This window comes from Streptomyces sp. NPDC058632 (genome assembly GCF_042717095.1).
Taxonomy (GTDB): domain Bacteria; phylum Actinomycetota; class Actinomycetes; order Streptomycetales; family Streptomycetaceae; genus Streptomyces.
Genome location: NZ_JBHXQZ010000074.1, coordinates 1 through 21,362, shown reverse-complemented (window position 1 = coordinate 21,362; position 21,362 = coordinate 1). Strand labels below are relative to the sequence as shown.

Sequence of the window (21,362 nt, the reverse complement as noted above, 5' to 3'; positions counted from 1 at the left end):
CGTGGGCGGGCCAGGAGCACGCTCGGACGGGCCAGGATCCGGGGCGTCGGGGAGCGGCCGCCCGGTCAACCGTTCGCCGGGGCGGGCCTCTTGAACATCCGGGTGGCCGTGATCTCGCTGTGCACGGCTTCCTCTTCGGAGGTCTCCCGGGGCAGGCCCGGCCTCAAGTGCTCCTCGACACTGATGTACTTGAGGCCCGCTCGCAGGTCGGCATCGTTGCGCAGGCGGATGACCAGGGGGAACTCCGCGAGGGCCGTCGTGTCGAACAGGCCGGTGGTGTAGAGGAGCTGCACACCGAGCGCGTCGGCCACGGCCCTCTGGAGCTCCAGCAGGTAGGTGGCGTTGGCGCGGCCGATGGGGTTGTCGAGGAACAGGGTCCCGGCGTGCCGGTGCCGGTCGCGGCCCCGGTCGTTGGAGCGCAGCGCGGCCATCGTGCAGTACAGGGCGATGGCCGCGGTGAGCAGCTGCCCTCCGGAGAACACGTCGCCCATCTGTCCGACGGGCACCCGCTCGGCGCGCAGCACCGCGTCCGGTTTGAGGATCTCGACGGCGATGCCCTTCGGCCGGACGGCGGCGGCGACTCCGCGCAACAGCAGGGACATGCCGTCGCGGCGCAGGTCGGAGTTCTTGCGGACGGCCGCACGGGTCGCCTCGTCGACGACCTCGCCGAGCCGCTCGGTGAGGGTCGCCTGGTCGGGTTCCTCGAAGCGGATGCGCAGAAATTCCTGTCCGGACCACTCGCCGAGCCCTTCGGGCAGCCGGGACAGCCGCTGGGCGGAGCGCAGAGTGGCGAGGGCCGACTCGACGAGCCCTCTGAGCCGGTCCACGATCGAGTCGCGGTTGCGTTCCAGCTGTTCCAGTTCGTCGGTGAGGACCCGGAGCCGGGGCGCGAAGGCGTCCGCCCACTTCTGGGCGTGCTCGGGCAGCGCGGAGGCGGGCAGCTCGCGGATCTGCTGCCGCGCGGGGGTACGGACCTGCTCGTAGCGTGTGGAGTTGGCGTGCCGGACGAGAATGTCGCTCGCTTCGCGCACCGCGGACTCGGCGGCGGACAGGTCGGCGGCGCAGCCGCGGAGTGATCTGCGGGCCTCCGCGGCGGACCGGCGTGCCTCCTCCGGGTTGCCGGGATAGGGGTCGGACTGCTCCGGCTCCTCCTCGGCGACGTGTTCCCGCAGCAGGTCGCGGAGCATGGCTGCGATCTCGTCGAATCCTCCGGCCGCGTCCTCGGCGGCGCGGTGCGCGTCGAGGAGTCCGCCGTGGATCTCCCTGGCGTTCTCCAGCTCCTCCGTCCGGGTGGCCAGTTCGGCCGTGGCGGTACGCAGCAGCACCTGTGCGTGCTCGGCGTCGCGCGGCACCGTCTCCTCGGGAAGCGCGGTGTGCTGCCCGCCGTCCTCGGGCGCCAGCCGCTCGGCCTCTCCGCGCAGCCGCCCGAGCTGCTCGCTCGCGCTCGTCATACGGGTCTCCAGGAGCTGCACCAGTTCCTCGGCGCGGGCGGCGGCGGCCTGCCGACTGGGACCGTCCGAGCCGTCGGGTGACTCGAGCAGCTGCTCCGCGCGGTTGCGCACCTTGTTGCTCAGCCGGTCCAGCTCCGCGCGGGCCGCGCTCTCGTCGCTCTCCGCGCGGGCCTGCTCGGCGCGCAGGTCGGCGCCGACACCGACCTTCTCGTACACCTGGGACGCGGCACGGTAGGCCTCGCGCAGAGCGGGCAGGGAGATCCGCGTCGGCTCGGTGCCGTCCCCCGGTTCGTCCCGGGGGGCGCCGACGGGTACGTCGTCGGGGGCGCCCGCGATCTCGGAGCGCTCGGCACGCAGCGCACGCGCGGTGCGCCGGGCGTCGTCGGCGGCCCGCTGTGCGCCGCGCCGGTCCTCGTCGGCGGCCCGCGCGCGTTCCAGGCAGGCCTGGGCGCGGGCCTCCGCCTCGGTGACGTCGTCGGCCAGTTCGCGCAGACTGGCCTGCCAGCCTGCCCGTTCGCGGAGCCGGAAGGCGAGTCCTGCGAGGGCGTCGGCGGCGCGCCTGGCCTTCTGCGCGGCCTCCTGCCGCTCGTCACGCACCCGGGCGGCCTCGGCCGCGGCCTCCTCGGCCTCCGCCCGCACGGCGCGTGCCTCGGCCAGCTCCGCCTCGGACTCCTCCGCGAAGGCGCGGGCGTCGTGCGCGGCGCGGGCCAGTTCGGTGAGCCGGCCGGCCGGGCAGCCGGTGCGCCAGGAGGTGAGCCGCGCGGTCAGTTCACGGTCCTTGGCGAGCCGTGCCGCGAGCGCCCGGATCTCCTCGTCGCGTGCGGTCGCACGGGCGCGCAGTGTCTGCCGTTCCTCGTCGGCGGCGTGTTCGTCGTGCATGGCCGGGTTCGGCGGTACGAGGAAGACATCGCCGGTGTCCGCCTCCGGTGCCGGGGCCGGCGCGAGGAGTGCGGCGGCCGTGCCGACGGCGACCGCGGATCGGGGCAGCAGGGCGGCGTCGCCCAGGACCGCGCGGGCACGGGTGTGGGAGTCCGGGTCGGTGATGACGACGCCGTCGACCAGTTCGGGGCGGGCGGCGAGCACGCGCGCGTGGTCGGCGGGGTCGACGGCCTGGGCGAGGTAGCGCCAGCCGGGCAGGGCGGGGATGCCGTGCTCGCCGAGGAACTCGACCGTGGCCAGCACGTCCGGCCCCGGCGGCAGCAGTCCGCCGTCGCCGAGGGCGCCGAGGATGCGGGCGTCGTCGGCGGCGGCGGTGCGCAGTTCGAACAGCTGTCGTTCGGCGGAGGAGACCGCCTCCTCGAGCAGCTCGCGCAGGTCGTCGGCGAAGCGGTCCAGTTCCGTGGCGGTGAGGGCGCCTTCGGTGACGGGGTCGCCGTCCGGTTCGGTGTCCGTGCCGGGGCGGGGCCCCGGAACCGGCGGGCGGGCCTCGGTACCGGTCAGGCCGAGCAGTTCGGCCGGACGTTCCTCGGCGGCCAGGGCCTGCGCGGTGCGCAGCTCACCCTCGTGGGCGCGGCCGGCCGCCGTGGCCGCGTCCGCCGCGCGGGCGGCGGTGAGTTCCGCGCGGGCCTCGCCCGCGGCGGCCTCACGCGCGTGCTCGGTCGCCCGGTGGGAGGCCTCACGGGCCGCGTCCCAGGCGGCGACCGCGGCCTTCTCCGCGTCGCTGGCCGCGAGGGCGGCGCGGGCCGGGTCGGCGTCGGGGGCGCTGTCGTCGAGCCAGCCGGCCCGGACGGCCTCGGTGGTCTCCTGCTCGACCTCGGCGAGCCGCTGCCGGAGGTGGCCGATCTCGCTGCGGGCGCGCTGCGTCTCGGTCGCGGCGGAGGTGGCGTCGCGGTGGGCCGTGTCGCTGACCTCCTGGAGGGCGGCGGACCGCTCCTCCTCCTCGTTGGCGAGGTTCTCGGCGTTCTGGGCGGCCGTGTGCAGGGCACGTACGAGGTCGGCGGCGGCCTTGGCGCGGGCGGCGAGTGCGGGCGCCGCGTCCCGCTCGGCCTCCTGGATCGCGGCGGAGACCCTGGTGGCCCTGTCGGCGGCGGCCCGGTGGCGCAGCGCCGCCTCGGCGGCCTGCCAGGCCGCGTACAGGGTGCGTGCGTCGGCGAGTTCACGCTTCTGGGCGGCGGCGGACTTCTCGGCCGCCGCCAGAGCCAGGGAGGCGTGCCGGTAGGCGATCTCCGCGGAGATCAGCGCGCTGTGCTCGCGCTCCGACCCGGCCCTGGTCACGGCGTGGGCGGCGGCGGTGACCCGGTGGGCGAGGTCGGCGGCGCGGACGCGTTCCCGGTGGCCGCGTGCGGAGAGCCTGCGGGCCAGGGTGCGGGTGCGGCGCTCGGCGGCGGTGTGGATCTCGCGCGCCCGGGTGCGGGCGCCGGTGGCTTCGACGATCCGGCCGAGCAGTTCGACGGACCCGGCGGTGAAGTCCCGTTCGGCGATCAGCTCGGCGCGTCGGCCCAGTTTGTTGCCGAAGCCGCCGACCAGGTCGGCGAGTCCGTCGGTGTCACGGGCGTCGGTGACCGCGCGCAGCAGCAGGTCGGTGAAGTCGGAGTCCTTCTTGACCGCGAAGAGGCCGGCTGCCTCGCCCTCGTCGGCGTTCATCTCCCGCTGGTAGCGGAAGAGTTCGGGGTCGAGTCCCAGCTCGCCGAGGTGCTCGGTCCAGCGCTCGTGGGTCTCTTCCCAGTGCACCTCCAGGTGCGGATACGTCCTGCCCGCCTCCGTGAGCGCGTCCCGGAAGCCCTTCATGGTGCGGCGGCGGCCCCGTGCGCCCGACTGGCCGTCGGCGGGCAGCCGTACGGAGGTGGCCTCGGCGACGGGAAGGTTGTCCAGGCCGAGCCCCGGGCCGGGCCGCAGGGAGTACCAGGCCTCGGCGAACTTCCTCGGGTCGTTGGAGACCTGGCGCCCGCGCCATTCGCTGACCTTGCCGACGACGACGCACTCGCCGGTCAGCACGTGCTGCCACTCCAGGGCCACATGGCCGCAGTCGTCGGCCAGCAGGAACTTGCGCAGCACGCCGGAGCTGGCGCCTCCGAGGGTGTTGCGGTGGCCCGGGAGCATCACGGAGAAGATCAGCTTCAGCAGGACGGACTTGCCGCCGCCGTTCTCCAGGAAAAGCACCCCGGCGGGTGCGGGCCGGCGGGGCGGGCCGACGGGCTCCTCCGCGAAGAACTCCGCCTGGGTCGGCGCGGGTCGCGGCACGGTCTCACCGACACCGCGCAGGTCAAGCACGGTGTCGGCATAGCGCGCACCGGCGGGTCCGATGGAGTAGAGGCGGACCCGGGACAGCTCGTACATGGCGGACTCTCGAAGTCTTCGGCAGGTCGGGGTGGTTCGGAAGGCAAGAGCGGGAGGAAGGGGGCAGCGGGGACGGAGGGCAGGGGCGGGGGATGCGAAAGCGGGCGGGCCGCGGTGTCGGTGGAGGTGGCGGCTCAGGTGGAGTGGAAGGGCAGACCTGCGTCGGCCACCAGGTCCAGGTCCTCTCCGTTGTCCGCGGGCAGCAGGGTCGGAGTGCCGTCGGTGACCGGGACGACGCCCAGCTCCAGCAGTTCGGCCAGGGCCGCGCTGCCGGCCAGGTCGCGTACCTGGAGCTGGTAGCGGGCCGTTGTGCGGTAGGTGCCGCCGTTGTCGTCGCCGGTGCGTTGCAGGAAGCCGGAGTCGGTGAGGAAGGTGACGGCCTTGGCGACGATGCCGGTGGTCGAGCCCGCGAGCCTGCGGGCGTCCTTGGTGGCGCCGGTCGCGCTGCGTCTCACCCAGATCCGCCAGGCCGTCTCCAGCCCGGGGGCGTCGCTGGCCGGGTCGGTGTTCTCGCCCTGTTCCGCGGCCCGCTCCTCGAGCCGGTGGCAGGTCTGGCGCACGAAGGCGTCGACGCCGTTGACGGTGACCCGCCCGATGTAGCCGTCGTCGGCGAGGTCCTCGGGGCGCGGGAACGCCATGACGGCGACGGCGAGGTGCGCGAGTCCGTGCAGGAACCTGTCCCCGCCGTCGGCGGAGGTGCGCCGCGCGTAGTCGCCCATGCGGACGGCGAACACCGAGTCCTCGGCGGCGGTCACGGCCATTCCCGCGCGTGGGGACACCTCCAGGACGATCAGCCCGAGGCCGGTGGCCACGGCGTCGGCGAGCCGCGCGAACGGCGGGTCCTCGCGGTAGCGGCGCAGCAGGTCCGCGTACTCCTGGTCGCGGGCCGGCTGGAGCTTGGGCTGGAGGCCGAAAGCGACGAGCCGCGCCGCGTCGGCGGCGTCGGCGGGAGTGACGGCGCCGCCCACCGGTGCGGCGGAGGACTCCGTCTCGCTCCACTCGGCATGCTCGGTCACGGACACGGGTCCTCCTCGCACGGGACAACGACGGGGGCGGCAGGGACGACAGGGAGGTCGGGGAAAGCGCCGCGGACTGCGCGGACCGTACGAGCGGCACGGACCGTCCGGGCAGCGCAGGGCATGCGGACGGCTGTCCCGGGGCCGTCGGCCTCGACCGGTGGCCGGATCCCCGGCGAAAGGGTCATCACGCCGCCTCCGTCCGACCTGCCGCCATGCCCGCCGCGTCGAGCAGGGCCGTGCCGACGATGAGGTCGGCGCCGCCGAACTCGGGGTCGTCCAGCTCGACGCCGTCGTCCACCGCGAAGAGCAGCCGCCGCTCGCCCTGGCGATAGGCGGTGCCGACCGGCGGGCTGGCCGCGTGGACCGCCAGCAGGGCCACCAGGTACGGCAGTTCGGGGTCCTGACGGCGTGCCTCGGCGAGCAGTCCGGACAGCCTCCGGGGCGCGTCTGCCGGCAGTTCCAGCAGCGTGGTCGCGGCCGCCAGCTGCTCTTCGGTGAAGCGGCTGTCGTCCGGCGTGGCGATCAGGTCGGGTTCCGGCATCTCGGCGCCCAGGTGCTCCCGCTCCACCGGCGGGATCAGCAGGATGTCGACGAGATCGGCGATCCGGACGGACACAGGTGTGCGCAGTCCGGTGCCGCGGGCGAAGAAGGCGTCGGTGACCCGGACCGCCTGCTCCAGGGGCAGCGGGAGCAGCGGTGCCAGGAGGTGTCCGTAGAGGTCCGTGCCCGAGGACGACGCGGGGGCGGCGAAGGCCTGCCGGTCCTGTTCGGCGCGGAACAGCGGGCCGGCCTCCAGCAGCCGGGACTGCAGCTGGGTGTGCCTGCGGATGCAGTCCTTGACGATGTCCACCAGCTCGGCGGCCCTGCGCTTGTGCTCGGGGTCCTCCGACTCGTCGCGGGCTCTGCGGATGTTGGTGAGGATCGCGTTCTCGTGGCGGTACCGGTCCGCGACGTGGTCCAGGGCCTCGGCGATCATGTCCGGGACGGCACTCAGCCAGTCCACCGCGCGCACATTGCGCCGGGTGGCGTCCAGCGCGCGGCGCAGGGACTCGGAGTACTGCACGGTCCGGTAGCGGGCCTGCTCGGCGGCGAGCTGGGCGTCGGCGAGCCTGCCGCGGTTGATGAGTACCTCGAGTTTGACCTCGGCGGCGATCTGGGCACTGGTGACGTCGGTGTCCAGGGCACCGACCAGGACGTTGACCGCCTCGTCCGTGGTGCGGAGGTAGACCGTGCCGCCGGGGCCGGGGACCTCCTCGATGAGCTTGAAGTCGTAGTCGCGGCGGACGTAGGTGCCGTCCGCGCCGAACACGCCGTACACCGCGCGGAAGCCGCGGTCGACGCTGCCGACGTTGATCAGGTTCTCCAGGACCCAGCGGGCCACCCGTTCGTGCTCACCGGCGGACCGGCGCGGGGCCTGGGCGGCGATGCGCGGGATGAGCCGGGCCACTATCTGGTCGTGGTCGGCGCCCGTGTCGAAGTCCATGTTCAGCGTGACCAGGTCGATGGCCGCCAGGGCGATCTCCGCCATGCCGTACACCGAGTACTCGCCGGCCAGGTTGGCCTTGCGCGCGTCGAGGTCGTGCAACGGCGCGGTGCAGGCGAGCGCGCGCAGCCGCCGGGCCAGCCCCTCGTCGGCCGCCGGGCCCGCAGCGGGCCGCGGCCCCGCGCTGAGCTGGGGCGGAGCGCTGTCCGTCGATGCCGGTGAAGTCACGGTGCACAGACTAGGTCCTCGGTCTGACAAGCACCCAAACGACGCAGATGCGCCACGGTGTCGCGGTTGTCACACACCCCGGTCCCGCTCCCCGGCCCGCGGGCCCGGGGATGTCCGCATTGCGCGCCATGTGCGGTTCATGAAGTCGGCGGGGCTCGTCCGCCACGTGGAAAGCGGGCCTCAGTTCGGCGAACACGCTGCGCATCCGCCGCAGCGCGCGCTTTGCGCACCGCGTCGGAGAGCGCGTCGAGCCGGTGGGGCGGCTCCCGGAACCCTGGTCGCCGGCGCACCCGACGAGAGGGCGGATGCGGTAGATGTCCTCGACGGTCAGGACCCGCACGAAGACCTCCCGGTTCAACTCGTGGACGGTCAGGCGCTCGTGGGTGAGCGGCCGGAATGCCTCGCGCAGGGTGGTGCGAAAGACGCCGAGCGCACCGCCGATGCTGTCCTCCGGCAGACGCGTCCCGGGGTGGTTGCGCCGGACGGCAGGCCGGTGGTGTTCCTGGCCGGCCGTCCGACCACCGGGGGCTGTCCGGTGGTCGCGGTGGTCCGCCCCGCCGATCTCCCGGCCGTCGCTCAGGCCGTCCGGTGTCCCGGTCCGCTTCACTGCGGTAGGGCGCCGCTGAATCCCTGGGAAGTGCCCGGCCGTTGCTCCCCCGCGGACAGGGCGGCCAGTGCCGCCGACACCGAGGCGGAGGCCCGCAGGTCGAGCCGGATACTCGTGCCCCGCGCGCGGTGCCGCAGTTCGTCGGCGGCGAGCGTGAGGAGCTGGGGCAGCAGGTCGGTGCACCGGCGGGCCACCCATCCGGTGCCGGCGGTGGCCATCCACCACAGGCTCGCCCCCAGGGTGGGCGCCGCGGACTGGGGCTCCGGCGAGGGCGCCGGTCCGGCCGTGAGGCCGCGTTCCGCCAGCAGTGCGTGGAACCTCAGAGCCAGTTGACGGTGCCCCCGCTCGCCGGGATGCATCCGGTCCACACTCCACATCGCGCGATCGGTGACCCAGTCGCCCTCGCCGGCGTGCAGGTGGACCGCGCCGTACCGGTCGGACAGGGCGTGGACGACGGTGTTGACCGCACGCTGCCGCCGGGCCAGCGGCCTGGCCAGCGCCCCGGGCAGGCCCATGACGCCGCCGGGGTCGGGCAGGCACGCGGTGAGCAGCACGGCACCCTGGGCGGTGCAGGCCGCGTACACCTGGTCCAGTCGTCTGGCGACGGCGTGGATGTCGAAGCTCTGGCGCAGGGTGTCGTTGACCCCGACGACGACCGAGACCAGCTCGGGCCCCAGGGCCAGTGCCACGGGCAGTTGCGCTTCGAGCACGTCGCGCGTCTGCGCCCCGCTCCTCGCGAGGTTGGTGAACCGCGCGGGCTGCTCTCCGAGCGACCCGGCGAGCAGCGCGGCCCAGCCCCGCCATCCGCCGGCGGTGCGATCCCCTACCCCCTCGGTCAGTGAGTCTCCGAGGGCCACGAAGCGCACGGGTCTCACAGCGGGCCACCCGGCAGCACCTCGGGCACGTGCCGGACCGGCACCACACCCTCCCGTACGTTCTGCGGGGCGCTCTCCCGCGCGCCGTCGCGTACGGACGCCTGCCGCGGGGCCTCGTGGGCGTCCAGGAAGGCCGTCACCGCCGCCTCCCACCCGAAGCATTCCGCACGCGCGCGTGCCGCCTCGCGCCGCTCCGTCCTTGGCCGTCCCAGCAGGAGTTCGACGGCGTCCGCGAACGACTCGCCCCGGTCCCCGGCGGTCGCCCCGGCGGAACCGATCACCTCCGGCAGCGCGGACGAGGTGCTCGCCACCACGGGCGTGCCGCAGGCCATCGCCTCCAGCGCGGCGAGCCCGAAGGTCTCCGCGGGTCCCGGCGCCAGGCACACGTCGGCACAGGCCTGGAGGGCACCGAGGAACGTCCGGTCGAGGACGTGGCCCAGGAAGACGACGGGCAGTCCGCGTTCCCGCGCGCGCTGTTCGAGCCGCGTCCGCAGCGGGCCGTCCCCGGCCACCACCAGCACCGCCTGCCGTCCACGCCGCCGCAGCGCCTCGAGCGCGTCCAGCGCCGTACCGGGCCGCTTCTCCACGGACAGCCGGGTGCAGGTCACCAGCAGTGTCTCCGCCGCGCGCGCGTAACGGGCCCGCACCGAGGGGTCGCGCAGCGCGGGATGCCGCTCCGTCAGGTCGACACCGAGCGGCGCCCGTACGACGTTGCGGGCGCCGATCCGGGCGAACTCCCGCTCGGCGAACTCGGTGGTGCACACGACGCGCGCGTAGGTGTGGGCGGTGCGGATGTTGAGGGCGTCGGCGGTGCGCCGCGCGGCCCCCTCCGGTATGCCCCAGGTGCGCAGCACGCCGTCGGCGGTCTCGTGGGAGACCATGGCCGCGGGCACCCGCGCCCGCCGCGCCCATCTCCCGGTCCAGCGCAGCGTCGTGCGGTCGGACACCTCGAGCCGGTCGGGTGCCAGTTCCTCGAGCAGGGCGGTCAGCCGCCGCTTGTCGGTGAGGACGCGGTAGCCGCCGGTGCCGGGCAGCAGTGGTCCCGGCAGGGTGATCACCCGCCCCTGCTCGGTCTCCCGGTCGCTCGCCCGGTCGCCGGGAACGATGAGCACGGACTCGTGCCCCGCCGCCCGATAGCCCTTGCCGAGTTCCCGCAGTGCGGTGCGCAGTCCGCCGGAAGCCGGTGCGACGAAATTCGCGAGCCGTACGATCCGCAGCGGGCCCTCGGTCCCCCGGGCGCCGTCCGCCGTGGCCGGCACCGTGCGGACCGCCGGGCCTCCCGCAGGCGGGGCACCGGTCGGCCGGGCGCCCGTTCCCGCGGTCGCGTTCATGCCGCCACCGCCGTCCGGCGCCCGGTGAGCACGTTCGCGTAGTGGCCGATCAGCTGGTCCCCGACGGCGGCCCAGGTACGTCCCTCGACCATGGCGCGCCCAGCCGTCCCGTAGGAGGCCCGCCGCCCGGGGTCCGCGGCCAGGGACCACACCGCGTCCCGTACGGCGGCGGCGTCGCGCGGCGGCACCAGGAACCCGGTGCGCCCGTGGACGACCAGGTCCAGCGGGCCGCCCACGGCGGGCGCGACCACGGGTATGCCGCTCGCCATGGCCTCCTGCACGGTCTGGCAGAAGGTCTCGAAGGGGCCCGTGTGGGCGAAGACGTCCAGCGAGGCGAAGATGCGGGCGAGTTCGTCGCCGGTGCGGCGCCCCAGGAAGACCGCGCCGGGCATGGCCTGTTCCAGGCTCGGCCGGCTCGGTCCGTCGCCCACGACGACGACCCGTACTCCGGGCAGGGTGCTCACCCCGGCCAGCAGCTCGACCTGCTTCTCGGGGGCGAGCCGGCCGACGTAGCCGACGATCAGCTCGCCGTTGGGGGCGAGTTCCCGGCGCAGCGCCTCGTCGCGCAGGTCGGGCCGGAAGCGAACGGTGTCCACGCCGCGCGGCCACAGCTTGACCCTGGGGACGCCGTGCGCCTGGAGGTCGCTCCGTGCGGCGCCGGACGGGGCGAGGGTGAGGTCGGCGGCCGAGTGCACGGACCTGATACGGCGCCAGGCCGCGGCCTCTCCGGCGCCCATGTACGTGCGGGCGTACCCGGCGAGATCGGTCTGGTAGACGGCGACGGCGGGCAGCCCGAGACGCGAGGCCGACGCCATGCCGCGCACCCCGAGCACGAAGGGGCTGGCCAGGTGGACGAGATCGGCCCCGTGCTCGGCGATCGCCGCGGTGACGCGTCGGCTGGGGAGAGCGACGCGGACCTGCGGGTAACCCGGGAGCGGAAGGGAGGGGACCCGGACGACGGGGCACGGAGCCCGGTCGTCGGGCTCGTCGCCCGCGGCGGCGGGGGCGACGACGACAGGGGTGTGACCGCGGTCGACGAGGTGCCGGGCGGTCTGGAGCGCGCAGTGAGCCACGCCGTTCACATCGGGGGGAAATGATTCGGTCACGATGACGACTCGCATACGGGTGTTCTCGCCGCGCCGGACGTGGCCACGTCAACGTGGATCTTTCCGGTGGGGGAACGTCCCATGAGCGTTGCCTCGCACACCCATGCGGGCCGAACGCCATCCATACGCGCCTGACCCGCGGGTCGTCCCTTGTTCACACTGCGCGCGCCCGGGCGGTCACACGACGGTCTCCCCGGGACCCATCCGGCTGCGTACGGCGGTCTGCACCTCGGCCTCCTCGGCCGGGTCGGCGGCGAGCCGGCGCAGACGCTCGACGACCCGGGTGTCGCCGGTCTCGGCGTGCCGCGCGGCGATCTCGCGGGTGGACTCCTCGCAGTCCCAGAGACACTCCACGGCGAAGCCGCTGCCGTAGGAGGGGTCGGTGGCGGCGAGGGCACGGGCGGCCCGGCCGCGCAGGTGGGAGGAGGCGGTCTCGCGGTAGATGTGCCGGAGCACGGGAGCGGCGCAGGCGATGTCCAGGCGTCCGGCGCCGTCGACGAGAGTCCACAGGGTCGACGCGTCGGGTCCCTCGCCCCGCACCGCCTCGCGCAGAGCGGCGAGGACCAGGTCGCGGTCCTGGACACCGCCCCGGCAGGCGAGGACGCGGCCGGCGGCGGCGCCCAGGGCGTCGGGCCGGCAGGCCCAGCGGCGCGCGTGGTCGACGGCGGCGAGACTCTGCATCCGTTCGAAGGCGTCGACGGCGGCCTCCACGACGGGCGCCGGGCCGGTGGCCACGGCACGCTCGATCAGGGTGAGGGCGTCCGGGTCGTTGCCGTCGGCCAGGTAGCGCAGGGCGGTGCAGCGGGCGCCCTCCGTACCGTCCTCGGCGGCGCGGACGATCTCGGGCCGGTCCTCGGGGCTCGCGACGGCGGCGAGGCAGCGGGCGGCCGGGACATGCAGGGCAGCACCGCGCTCGATCCCTTGCTGGGCCCATGCGAACACGGCCTGCACGCTCCACCCGGGGCGGGGCCCGGTGGGGCGCATCTGCCGCTGCCAGCGGTCGAAGCAGCCGGCCTCCTGGGCAGCCCGCACGCGCGTGGCGACGGATTCACGCGGGTCGTCGGCCCACAAACGCCAGGGGCGCGGTTCGAAGGCGTCGCGGACGGTGGCGGCCAGTTCGGCCTCGCCCTCGGGGTCGGTGGCGAATCGCGCGAGCACGGGGGCGGCGAGGGCGCGCAGGCCCGCGTCGTCGTCCCGGAGGGCCAGTTCGTCCAGGGCCCAGGCCCAGTTGGCCCCCTGGCCGGCGTACCTGCGCAACAGGGCGAGCGCGTCCCGCCTGCCGTAGGAGGCCAGATGTCCGAGCACGGCGAGGGCGAGCCCGGTGCGTGACTCGTCGGTGTCGAGGATGTCCTCGGCATCGAAGAGGTGGGCCTCGATGGCGTCCAGTTCACCGTGCAGGTCCAGGTAGAGGCGGGCGTAGTAGAGGGAGCGGTTCTCCACCTGCCAGTCGTGGCGCGGGTCGTGGAGCACGCAGTGGTTCAGCGCCTCGAGCGTTTCGGAGCGCGGGGCGGTGAGCGCGTGCAGCGTGCCGTCGCCGCGACCCCGCTGGAGCAGGCCGAGCAGCGTACCGCTGGGCGCTATGACCGGATCGAACATGGGAAACAGCCTCACATCAAGCGTCGACGCAACCGGGGACGTGCATTACCTGGCCGCGTGCCGACACGTCAGGGCGCCCGCCGTTTCCTGCCTGCTGTAGACCATCTTCCTCTGCCTCTCGTCGGTGGCCCTCGCGGACCGCGTCACGGCCCGCGCGGTGCGGCAACACCTGCCCAGCCATCGCGTCCGTGAATCACGTCGTCATGATGACCCGGCGGTCACATCTGCCGCGACCGAATTCCGGCGGCCTTCCACCGCCTCCCCCGTTTGCTGTGCGTTTCCGCTGCCGTTTCCGCGCCTTCGCCGGTCGGAGCGTGCGCGTCCGTGCGGTTCAGTGCCGTTCGGTGCGCTTCTTCATCGCGCTGCCCTCCGTCCGCCGCGTTCGTCCGCCGCGCCGGTGCGCTTCAGTCCGTGCCGAACAGCTCGAGCAGCTCCGCGCGGGCGAACATCCGGGCCGTGTCGACGGCCGAGGGAGTGCCGGCGGCCGGATCGGCACCGCCCTGCAGGAGGGCCTTGACCACTTCGGTGTCGCCCTTGAAGGCGGCTCCCGCGAGCGGGGTCTGCCCCCGGTCGTTGATCCGGTCGGCGTCGGCGCCGCGTTCCAGCAGCGCGCGGACCGAGTCGGCGTGACCGTGGTACGCGGCGAGCATCACGAGTGAGTCGCCCCGGTCGTTGGTGAGGTCGGCCGGCACGCCCGCGTCGACGTAGGCCACGAGCTCCTCGGTCCGGCCGCTCCGGGCCATGTCGAAGATCCTGGTCGCCAGCTCCACGACCTCGGGGTCGGGGGCTTCAGTCATATCGGCCGAACCGCCTCTCACCACGGATCACTCCGCGCATCGGGGACAGGGCGTACGTCTGCGGGCGGGGCAGAGCCGTACAGGTGAATCGCCAGGGTACTGGCTCGCTCGGCACATGGGCCGACGCGCCCGAGGTAAAGATCACGGCATATCCGGCCGTACGCAACCGTCCACGTCGTTCAGGCCGGGAACAGTCCGCCGACCGGGCGAAATCAACCGACCCTCACTCACTTGCACCTTTTGTCGTATAGATACATTCTGTGAGCCTGGAAGTACTCATGGTGACTGTCCCCCGCGAACCAGGAGAACTCACATGATCCTCTCGATCTCAGGCGTCGTCCTGCTCGGCATCGTCCTCTTCATCCTCTGCCGCAAGGACGGACTGAAACCGTTGCACGCCGTGGTGGCGATGCTGTTCGGCTTCTATCTGGCCAGTACGGCCATCGCGCCGAGCATCAAGGCCGGCGGCGAGAGCCTGGCCGGCCTCCTCGGCGGCATCAGGTTCTGACCCCGCCCCTCCAAGCCCCCGCCCACCCTCACCCACGCCCTGGAGGCAGCAGTGGCCCGGCGTCCCCTTCCCCGCATCCTGAGCAACCGCGGCGCTCACCTCGCCCGGAGCCGGGAGCTGGCCCGGACGGCGGCCGACGGCGCCACCGACGTCCTCCACCCGCTGATCACGATCGCGCGCGGACTGCGCCGGCTGGCCTCGGCCGGGCGGCGCAGGTGGCTCGACACCCCCAAGGACCGACGCGGTGCTCTGCTCTTCCTGCTGGCATCGGTGATCCTGGGCGTCGCACTGCTCCCGTACGGTCCGCTGCTCGCCGCCATCACCCTGATGGCTGCGGCGGCCTGGCAGGGCCGGGACCGCGCCCCGGCCGCACCGGACGGCCCCGACGAGTCGCAGGCCCAGCGCCTCAAGTCGCTGTACGACGCCCTGGTGCCGTACTTCTCCTCGGCAGGTGACCCCAGTCCTCTGTACGCCCACGGCGGCACGTGGGAGAAAGCCTTCCCGGCGTACGAGTTCGACGGCACCGGCCGCATCGCGCGCCTGGTGATCGCCTACCCCGCCTACTACACCGACGGCGAGGCGGAGTCCCGCGCACGGATCGAGCACCTGCTCGCCGCCAAGTCGGGGCGCGGCCGCGAATACCACTTCGCCTGGGACGAGGAGGGCAATGAGCTCACGGTCCAGGTCCTCGCCCCGCTGCCCGTCGACATCGCCGCCCAGCGCTTCGTCACGTCCCCAGGGGAGACGGTCCTCGGCTTCACCGACCCCACGCAGGTGTGCCGGACCCTGCCGCTCGCCCACGGCGAGGAACGGCGCGACGTCCCCCCGGTCGTCTGGCGCACCGGCATCCGCTCCACCGAACCTCATCTGCTGGCGGCCGGGCAGCCCGGCAGCGGCCTCTCCACCCTGCTGCGTTCAATCGCCCTCCAGGCGCTGCTCCACGGCGACGTGGTGATGGTCGACGGGGGCGGCACCGGTGAGTACGCGTGCCTGACCGGCCGGGACGGCGTGCTCGCCGTCGAGTGCGGCCTGGCGGGCGCGCTGAAGAGCCTCCAGTGGGCCGCGCACGAGACGGAGCGCCGCCTGATCGCGGCCAACCGTGCTCACCAGGCGGGCGATCCGCCGCCCGAGGACACCAAGCGGCCGCTGTGGATCCTGCTGGACCGCCCGAGCGCGTTCACCCACCTCGCCGCAGCCGACGGCCGGGAGGACCCCCAGTCGCTGCTCCAGGTCCCGCTGCGGCACGGCCGCCCGGCGAACGTCACGGTCGTCGTCGCCGATCAGTTCGACGCTCTGGAGACCCTCAGCGCCGCGGTACGGCAGCACACCCGCGCGCGTGTCGTCCTCGGCCCCGCGACTCCGGAACAGGTGACGGCCGTCCTGGGTGCTCCCCCGCACACCACCCCCCTCGATCACGTCCCCGCGGGCCGCGGTTACGCCCGCCTGGGCACAGGCCCGGTGCACCGTCTCCAGGTCCCGGCCACGCCGAACCCGTACGACGACACGACCGGCGACGACCACCGGCAGGCGGTACTGGATCTGCTCCCGGCCCGCTCCGCCCAGAACGACGCACGGGCGGAGCCGGAGCACACGGCACCGGAACCCGACCCCGTACAGGGGGTCACGGCGGACGCGACGTTCATGGACAAGCACTCCATGGACAAGAATCCCGTGGACCTGACCACCACGGACAGGACCGTCACGGACACGCATGCGGCGGACGCGGGCAGGGATCCTCTGGAGCCGGTTCCCGCGGAGGCCGCCGCCACCGAGTCCTCCTCCTGACCGCCCGCCGCGCGCCGGCCGTGCCGGTGCACCCCGCCGCCCCTCGGCGCAGGCGCCGACGCGATGGGATTCCCCCGCTCATGGGGCGCCCCCTGCTCGAAGAGCTCGGGGGGAGTGCGTGCCGGAGACCCCGCGTCTCCGGCACGATCCGCCGGACGGGCCCTACGCCACGAAGGTGCGCGGCGCCTCCACCCCCGACGTCCCGCCGTTCTCCACCATCCGTGCCGCCGCGGCCAGCCGTAGTGCCGCTTCCTCGGCCACCGCGCCGCCCACGGTGAACGGCAGCCGCACATACCCCTCGAATGCCCCGTCGACCCCGAAGCGGGGCCCCGAGGGCGCCCGTACACCGACCCGCTCCCCCGCCTCGGCGATCCGCGATCCCGAGAGCCCTCCGGTGCGTACCCACAGGGTGAGCCCGCCGCGCGGGACCTCGAACTGCCAGTCGGGCAGTTCCCGGCGCACCGCGCCGACCAGCGCGTCCCGGTTCTCCCGGGCCTGTGCGCGCCGGATCTCCACGGCCCGCTCCCAGCCGTCCGTGCCGAACAGCCAGTTCACCGCCAGCTGCTCCAGGACGGGCGTGCCCAGATCGGCGTAGGCGCGCGCGGCCACGAGGTTGCGGATCACGTCGGGGGCCGCGCGTACCCAGCCGATGCGCAGGCCGGCCCAGAAGGCCTTGCTCGCCGAGCCGACCGTGACCACCGTCGACCCGGCCGGGTCGAAGGCGCACACGGGGCGCGGCATCTCCACGTCCGGATCGAGCCAGAGCTCGCTCATCGTCTCGTCGGCGACCAGCACCGTCCCCGCCGAACGCGCCGCGTCCACGAGCCGGCGGCGCTGGTCCTCGTCGGCGAGCGCGCCGGTCGGGTTGTGGAAGTCGGCGACGACGTACGCGATGCGCGGTGCCGCCTCCCGCAGCACCTGGCGCCAGTGGTCCATGTCCCAGCCGGCCAGCCCCTCCGCCATGGCCACGGGGACCAGCCGGGCCCCGGCCTCGCGCATCAGCTGGAGGATGTTGGCGTAGGACGGCGATTCGACGGCGATGCGCTCGCCGCGGCCGCCGAAGAGGTGGCAGATGGCATCGATGGCGCCCATCGCCCCGGTCGTCACCATGATCTGCTCGGGCATGGTCGGAATGCCCCGCGCGGTGTACCGGTCGGCGATCGTCGCGCGCAGCGCGGGCAGTCCGGCAGGGTAGTCGCCATGGGTGTGCGCGTAGGGCGGCAGTTCCTCCAGAGCGCCCTGCACGGCGCGGGTGAGCCAGGGTTCGGGGGCGGGCAGCGCGGCGCAGCCGAGGTCGATCATCGAACCGAGTGTCTCGGGGGGCAGCGGTTCCAGTCCCCGCGAGGGAACCGGGTTTCCGGCCGGGACGGCGGTCCAGCTGCCGGCGCCGCGCCGTGACTCCAGGAAGCCCTCGCCGCGCAGCGCCTCGTAGGCGGCGGCGACGGTGGTGCGGCTGACGGACAGGGACAGGGCGAGTTCCCGCTCGGCGGGCAGCCGGGCGGCCACGGGGACGCGCCCTTCGAGCACCAGGAGCCGGATGCCGTCGGCGAGGGCCCGGTAGGCGGGCGGGCGGCGGGTGCCGGGGCCGGCAGGGCGCTCCTGCTGGGAGTTGAGCAGCCGGGCGAGCTGCGCCGCACCCACCGCCGAGGTCCACTGCGCCATCCTAATCAGTCCACCTTCCCCGAATTGGCCATGGATGAGATCTCCATCCACGCCACAGGGTGTCATGCATCGGTCCACTTCCACCACAGGGGGACATCTTGTCCAGCCACCCGCCCCGGCACGGGCATCTCGCACGGCGGCTGTTCCAGCTCTACGCCGGACTGGCGCTGTACGGCGCGAGCTCGGCGCTGCTGGTCAGGTCCGGGTTCGGCCTGGAGCCGTGGAACGTGCTGCACCAGGGTCTGTCCGAGCGCACGGGCCTGTCGATGGGCGTGGTGCTGACCGTTCTGGGCGCGGCGGTGCTGCTGCTCTGGATCCCGCTGCGCCAGCGCCCGGGGCTGGGCACCGTCTCCAACGTCCTGGTGATCGGGGCGGCCATGGACGCGACCCTGACCGTGGTGCCCGAGGCGCACGGCATGGTTCTCCGGGTGGCGACGACGGCGGCCGGCATCGCGCTGAACGGCGCGGCGACGGGGCTGTACATCGCGGCACGCTTCGGGCCCGGTCCGCGCGACGGGCTGATGACGGGGCTGAACCGGCGCACGGGGGTGTCGATCCGGCTGGTGCGTACGGTGGTCGAGGTCACGGTGGTCGTCACGGGCTTCGTCCTCGGCGGCACCGTGGGCGTGGCGACCCTGCTGTACGCGGTGACGATCGGCCCGCTCGCCCAGCTGTTCCTGCGGGTGTTCGCCGTTCCCCGGGCATCCGACGGCAGCACGGTCGTTGCCACGGGTCAACCGCGCGGGGCGATACTGCGTCCGTGACTCCACCGATACGCCATCCGTACCTCGACCATCCCGGCCCGATCGCCTTCGCCCACCGGGGCGGGGCGGCGGACGGCCTGGAGAACACCGCGCGCCAGTTCCGGTGCGCCGTCGAGGCGGGCTATCGCTACATCGAGACCGACGTCCATGTCACCCGCGACGGCCGGCTCGTCGCGTTCCACGACGCGACCCTGGACCGGGTGACGGACGGAGCCGGCCTGATCGCCGACCTGCCGTGGCGGGAGGTGGAGCAGGCGCGGGTGGCGGGCCGGGAGCCGGTGCCCCTGTTCGAGGAGCTGCTCACCGCCTTCCCCGAGGTGCGGTGGAACGTCGACGTCAAGGCAGAGCCGGCCCTCCTGCCCTTTCTGGATCTGATGGAGCGGACGGACACCTGGGACCGGGTCTGCCTGGGTTCGTTCTCGGAGGCACGCGTGGTGCGCGCCCAGCGGCTGGCCGGGCCCCGCCTCGCGACGTCGTACGGCACGCGGGGGGCGCTGAACCTCCGGCTGCGGTCGTGGGGTGTGCCGGTGGCGGTCCGCCGGTCGGCCGTCGCCGCCCAGGTGCCTCAGGCCCAGTCCGGCGTCCCTGTGGTGGACCGTCGCTTCGTGCGCACCGCCCATGCGCGAGGGCTTCAGGTGCACGTGTGGACGGTCAATGAGCCGGAGCGGATGCACCGGCTCCTGGACCTGGGGGTGGATGGCATCATGACCGATCACATCGGCACACTGCGCAAGGTCATGGAGGACCGCGGCATCTGGGTCTGAGACCCTGCCCGGCCGCCGAGCGCGTTCACGGGGAAGCGGGGGCACGGGTGGACAACGGCACCGTGCGGTCACCGGCGGCGGACGAGGCGGCCGGCCGGCGGTACGAGCAGCGTGGCTGGTACGTCTACGACTGGGCATGTTCCGTGTACTCCACGAGCGTGCTCACCGTGTTCCTCGGCCCTTATCTGACCTCGGTCGCCGAGGCGGCCGCGGACGCGGACGGGTTCGTGCATCCCTTCGGCGTTCCGGTGCGCGCGGGGTCCTTCTTCGCGTACGCGGTCTCCCTGTCGGTGATCACGGCGGTGCTCGCGATGCCCCTGGTGGGTGCCGCCGCGGACCGCACCGGCCGCAAGAAGCCGCTGCTCGCGGCCGCCGCCTACACCGGGGCCGCCGCGACGGCGTGCATGTTCCTCCTCGATGGCGAGCGGTATCTGCTGGGCGGTGCGCTGCTGATCGTGGCGAACGCGGCGCAGTCCGTGGCGATGATGCTCTACAACTCCTACCTGCCGCAGATCGCGACGCCCCAGGAGCGGGACGCGGTCTCCTCGCGGGGCTGGGCCTTCGGCTACGCGGCGGGCGCCCTGGTGCTCGTCGCCAACCTGATCCTCTACACCGCCCATGACGGTTTCGGGCTCTCCGAGGGCATGGCGGTCCGTATCTGTCTGGCGTCGGCGGGCCTGTGGTGGGGTGCCTTCACCCTGGTGCCGCTGCGGCGGCTGCGCGACCGCCGGGTTCCCGCGCGGGAGGCCGGCGCCCCGACCGGTTTCCGGCAACTCGCGGCGACCTTCCGCGACATGCGCCGCCACCCTCTGACACTCGCCTTCCTCCTGGCGTACCTGGTATACAACGACGGCATCCAGACGGTGATCTCGCAGGCCTCGGTCTACGGTTCGAAGGAGCTGGGGCTCGGACAGTCCACCCTCATCGTGGCCGTGCTGCTGGTCCAGGTGCTGGCGGTGGTGGGCGCGCTGGCGCTGGGCCGGCTGGCCCGGATCCACGGGGCGAAGCGCACGATCCTCGGCTCGCTGGTCGCCTGGACGGTGACGCTGGCCGCCGGCTACTTCCTGCCCGCCGGGGAGCCGGTGTGGTTCTTCGTCCTGGCCGCGGGGATCGGCCTGGTCCTCGGCGGCAGCCAGGCGCTGTCCCGGTCGCTGTTCTCGCACCTCGTGCCGCCCGGCAAGGAGGCCGAGTACTTCTCGGCGTACGAGCTGAGCGACCGCGGGACGAGCTGGCTCGGGCCGCTGCTGTTCGGGCTGACCTACCAGCTGACGGGCAGCTACCGGGACGCGATCATCTCGCTGGTGGCCTTCTTCGTCCTCGGTTTCGCGCTGCTCGCGCGGGTCCCGGTGCGCCGGGCGATAGCCGACGCGGGAAATCCCGTTCCGGAGAGGATTTAGCACTCGACGCGAAAGGGCTGTAGTGTACGCGTTTGGCCTGCCAGGTGTACCGTTACTGCGCGTCAAAGATGCCGAAACGCTGTGTCACGTCTTTCATCAGATGTGACAAACCGGGCGCCGGTGGGTACTGCACTGGTTGACAAGGCTGCGGCTACGACGGCGACACATGGCCCGGAACGGGAATCTTTACCGCCGACCGGACGTTGACCGGATGACGACGACAGCGACACCTGTCCTGTGGGCGACAAGCCCGGGAGGCACGATTCATGAGTGAGCGAGCTCTTCGCGGCACGCGCCTCGTGGTGACCAGCTACGAGACGGACCGCGGCATCGACCTGGCCCCCCGCCAGGCCGTGGAGTACGCATGCGAGAAGGGGCACCGCTTTGAGATGCCCTTCTCGGTCGAGGCGGAGATCCCGCCGGAGTGGGAGTGCAAGGTCTGCGGTGCCCAGGCACTCCTGGTTGACGGCAACGGCCCCGAGGAAAAGAAGGCCAAGCCCGCGCGTACGCATTGGGACATGTTGATGGAACGACGTACCCGAGAGGAACTCGAAGAGGTCCTCGAGGAGCGTCTCGCCGTTCTGCGCTCCGGCGCGATGAACATTGCGGTTCATCCCCGGGACAGCCGAAAGTCGGCTTGATCCCGGCGGAGGATCGGCGGGAGGACTGAGCACAGCAGCACACAGGGCCGCGGGCGCCGTACCCATGGGTAC

15 protein-coding genes and 1 pseudogene are annotated in these 21,362 nt (G+C 73.5%); 7 read left to right on the top strand and 9 right to left on the bottom strand.

What is annotated here, in order from left to right; translation table 11 throughout:
- Nucleotides 1–65 precede the first annotated feature (65 nt).
- The 3 genes from ACFWVE_RS25275 to ACFWVE_RS25265 all read right to left on the bottom strand — a co-directional run bounded on the left by ACFWVE_RS25275 (nucleotide 66) and on the right by ACFWVE_RS25265 (nucleotide 7,457).
- Nucleotides 66–4,727 (bottom strand): hypothetical protein, encoded by a 4,662-nt coding sequence (locus ACFWVE_RS25275; RefSeq protein WP_384018152.1) that lies wholly within the window; start codon nucleotides 4,725–4,727, stop codon nucleotides 66–68.
- Nucleotides 4,728–4,861: 134 nt separating this feature from the next.
- Complete coding sequence (locus ACFWVE_RS25270) at nucleotides 4,862–5,743, bottom strand: hypothetical protein (RefSeq protein ID WP_384018150.1); 882 nt, start codon at nucleotides 5,741–5,743, stop codon at nucleotides 4,862–4,864.
- Between the two features lie 187 nt (nucleotides 5,744–5,930).
- A complete protein-coding gene (locus ACFWVE_RS25265; protein WP_384018147.1) occupies nucleotides 5,931–7,457 on the bottom strand; it encodes a hypothetical protein in 1,527 nt (508 codons plus the stop codon).
- 472 nt (nucleotides 7,458–7,929) lie between these two features.
- Here ACFWVE_RS25265 and ACFWVE_RS25260 point away from each other — a divergent pair.
- Nucleotides 7,930–8,083, top strand: a pseudogene (locus tag ACFWVE_RS25260) (allophanate hydrolase subunit 2 family protein); the annotation flags it as partial.
- On the opposite strand, the gene ACFWVE_RS25255 reads toward ACFWVE_RS25260, so the two are convergent.
- From ACFWVE_RS25255 to ACFWVE_RS25235, 5 genes are all read right to left on the bottom strand, one after another.
- Nucleotides 8,061–8,939, bottom strand: coding sequence for an SGNH/GDSL hydrolase family protein (locus ACFWVE_RS25255; protein ID WP_384018143.1), 879 nt, complete (start codon nucleotides 8,937–8,939; stop codon nucleotides 8,061–8,063). The pseudogene ACFWVE_RS25260 and the gene ACFWVE_RS25255 overlap by 23 nt on opposite strands.
- Nucleotides 8,936–10,270 carry a glycosyltransferase gene (locus ACFWVE_RS25250; protein WP_384018140.1) on the bottom strand — a complete coding sequence of 445 codons (1,335 nt, stop codon included), beginning with the start codon at nucleotides 10,268–10,270 and terminating at the stop codon, nucleotides 8,936–8,938. The genes ACFWVE_RS25255 and ACFWVE_RS25250 overlap by 4 nt, the downstream gene beginning before the upstream one ends.
- On the bottom strand, nucleotides 10,267–11,391 hold the full coding sequence (locus tag ACFWVE_RS25245) for a glycosyltransferase family 4 protein (RefSeq protein WP_384018138.1): 1,125 nt from the start codon (nucleotides 11,389–11,391) through the stop codon (nucleotides 10,267–10,269). The genes ACFWVE_RS25250 and ACFWVE_RS25245 overlap by 4 nt, the downstream gene beginning before the upstream one ends.
- A gap of 162 nt (nucleotides 11,392–11,553) precedes the next feature.
- Nucleotides 11,554–12,972 carry a HEAT repeat domain-containing protein gene (locus ACFWVE_RS25240; RefSeq protein ID WP_384018135.1) on the bottom strand — a complete coding sequence of 473 codons (1,419 nt, stop codon included), beginning with the start codon at nucleotides 12,970–12,972 and terminating at the stop codon, nucleotides 11,554–11,556.
- Between the two features lie 404 nt (nucleotides 12,973–13,376).
- Complete coding sequence (locus tag ACFWVE_RS25235) at nucleotides 13,377–13,769, bottom strand: ankyrin repeat domain-containing protein (RefSeq protein ID WP_384018132.1); 393 nt, start codon at nucleotides 13,767–13,769, stop codon at nucleotides 13,377–13,379.
- Between the two features lie 313 nt (nucleotides 13,770–14,082).
- Here ACFWVE_RS25235 and ACFWVE_RS25230 point away from each other — a divergent pair, with 313 nt between their 5' ends.
- Both ACFWVE_RS25230 and ACFWVE_RS25225 read left to right on the top strand, forming a co-directional pair.
- Nucleotides 14,083–14,277, top strand: a complete 195-nt coding sequence (locus tag ACFWVE_RS25230; protein WP_042173973.1) for a membrane protein — start codon at nucleotides 14,083–14,085, stop codon at nucleotides 14,275–14,277.
- Between the two features lie 51 nt (nucleotides 14,278–14,328).
- On the top strand, nucleotides 14,329–16,062 hold the full coding sequence (locus ACFWVE_RS25225; RefSeq protein WP_384018129.1) for a hypothetical protein: 1,734 nt from the start codon (nucleotides 14,329–14,331) through the stop codon (nucleotides 16,060–16,062).
- A gap of 162 nt (nucleotides 16,063–16,224) precedes the next feature.
- On the opposite strand, the gene ACFWVE_RS25220 is transcribed toward ACFWVE_RS25225, so the two are convergent.
- Complete coding sequence (locus ACFWVE_RS25220; protein ID WP_384018126.1) at nucleotides 16,225–17,724, bottom strand: PLP-dependent aminotransferase family protein; 1,500 nt, start codon at nucleotides 17,722–17,724, stop codon at nucleotides 16,225–16,227.
- A gap of 98 nt (nucleotides 17,725–17,822) precedes the next feature.
- Between ACFWVE_RS25220 and ACFWVE_RS25215 the strand changes: the two genes are divergently transcribed.
- The 4 genes from ACFWVE_RS25215 to ACFWVE_RS25200 all read left to right on the top strand — a co-directional run bounded on the left by ACFWVE_RS25215 (nucleotide 17,823) and on the right by ACFWVE_RS25200 (nucleotide 21,290).
- Nucleotides 17,823–18,488 (top strand): YitT family protein, encoded by a 666-nt coding sequence (locus tag ACFWVE_RS25215; RefSeq protein WP_384018123.1) that lies wholly within the window; start codon nucleotides 17,823–17,825, stop codon nucleotides 18,486–18,488.
- Nucleotides 18,485–19,252 carry a glycerophosphodiester phosphodiesterase gene (locus ACFWVE_RS25210; protein ID WP_384018120.1) on the top strand — a complete coding sequence of 256 codons (768 nt, stop codon included), beginning with the start codon at nucleotides 18,485–18,487 and terminating at the stop codon, nucleotides 19,250–19,252. Before ACFWVE_RS25215 ends, ACFWVE_RS25210 begins: the two co-directional genes overlap by 4 nt.
- Nucleotides 19,253–19,299: 47 nt before the next feature.
- Nucleotides 19,300–20,649 (top strand): MFS transporter, encoded by a 1,350-nt coding sequence (locus ACFWVE_RS25205; protein ID WP_384018117.1) that lies wholly within the window; start codon nucleotides 19,300–19,302, stop codon nucleotides 20,647–20,649.
- Between the two features lie 266 nt (nucleotides 20,650–20,915).
- Entirely contained in the window at nucleotides 20,916–21,290 is a 375-nt protein-coding gene (locus tag ACFWVE_RS25200) for an RNA polymerase-binding protein RbpA (protein WP_042173984.1), read from the top strand.
- The last annotated feature ends 72 nt before the right edge of the window (nucleotides 21,291–21,362 follow it).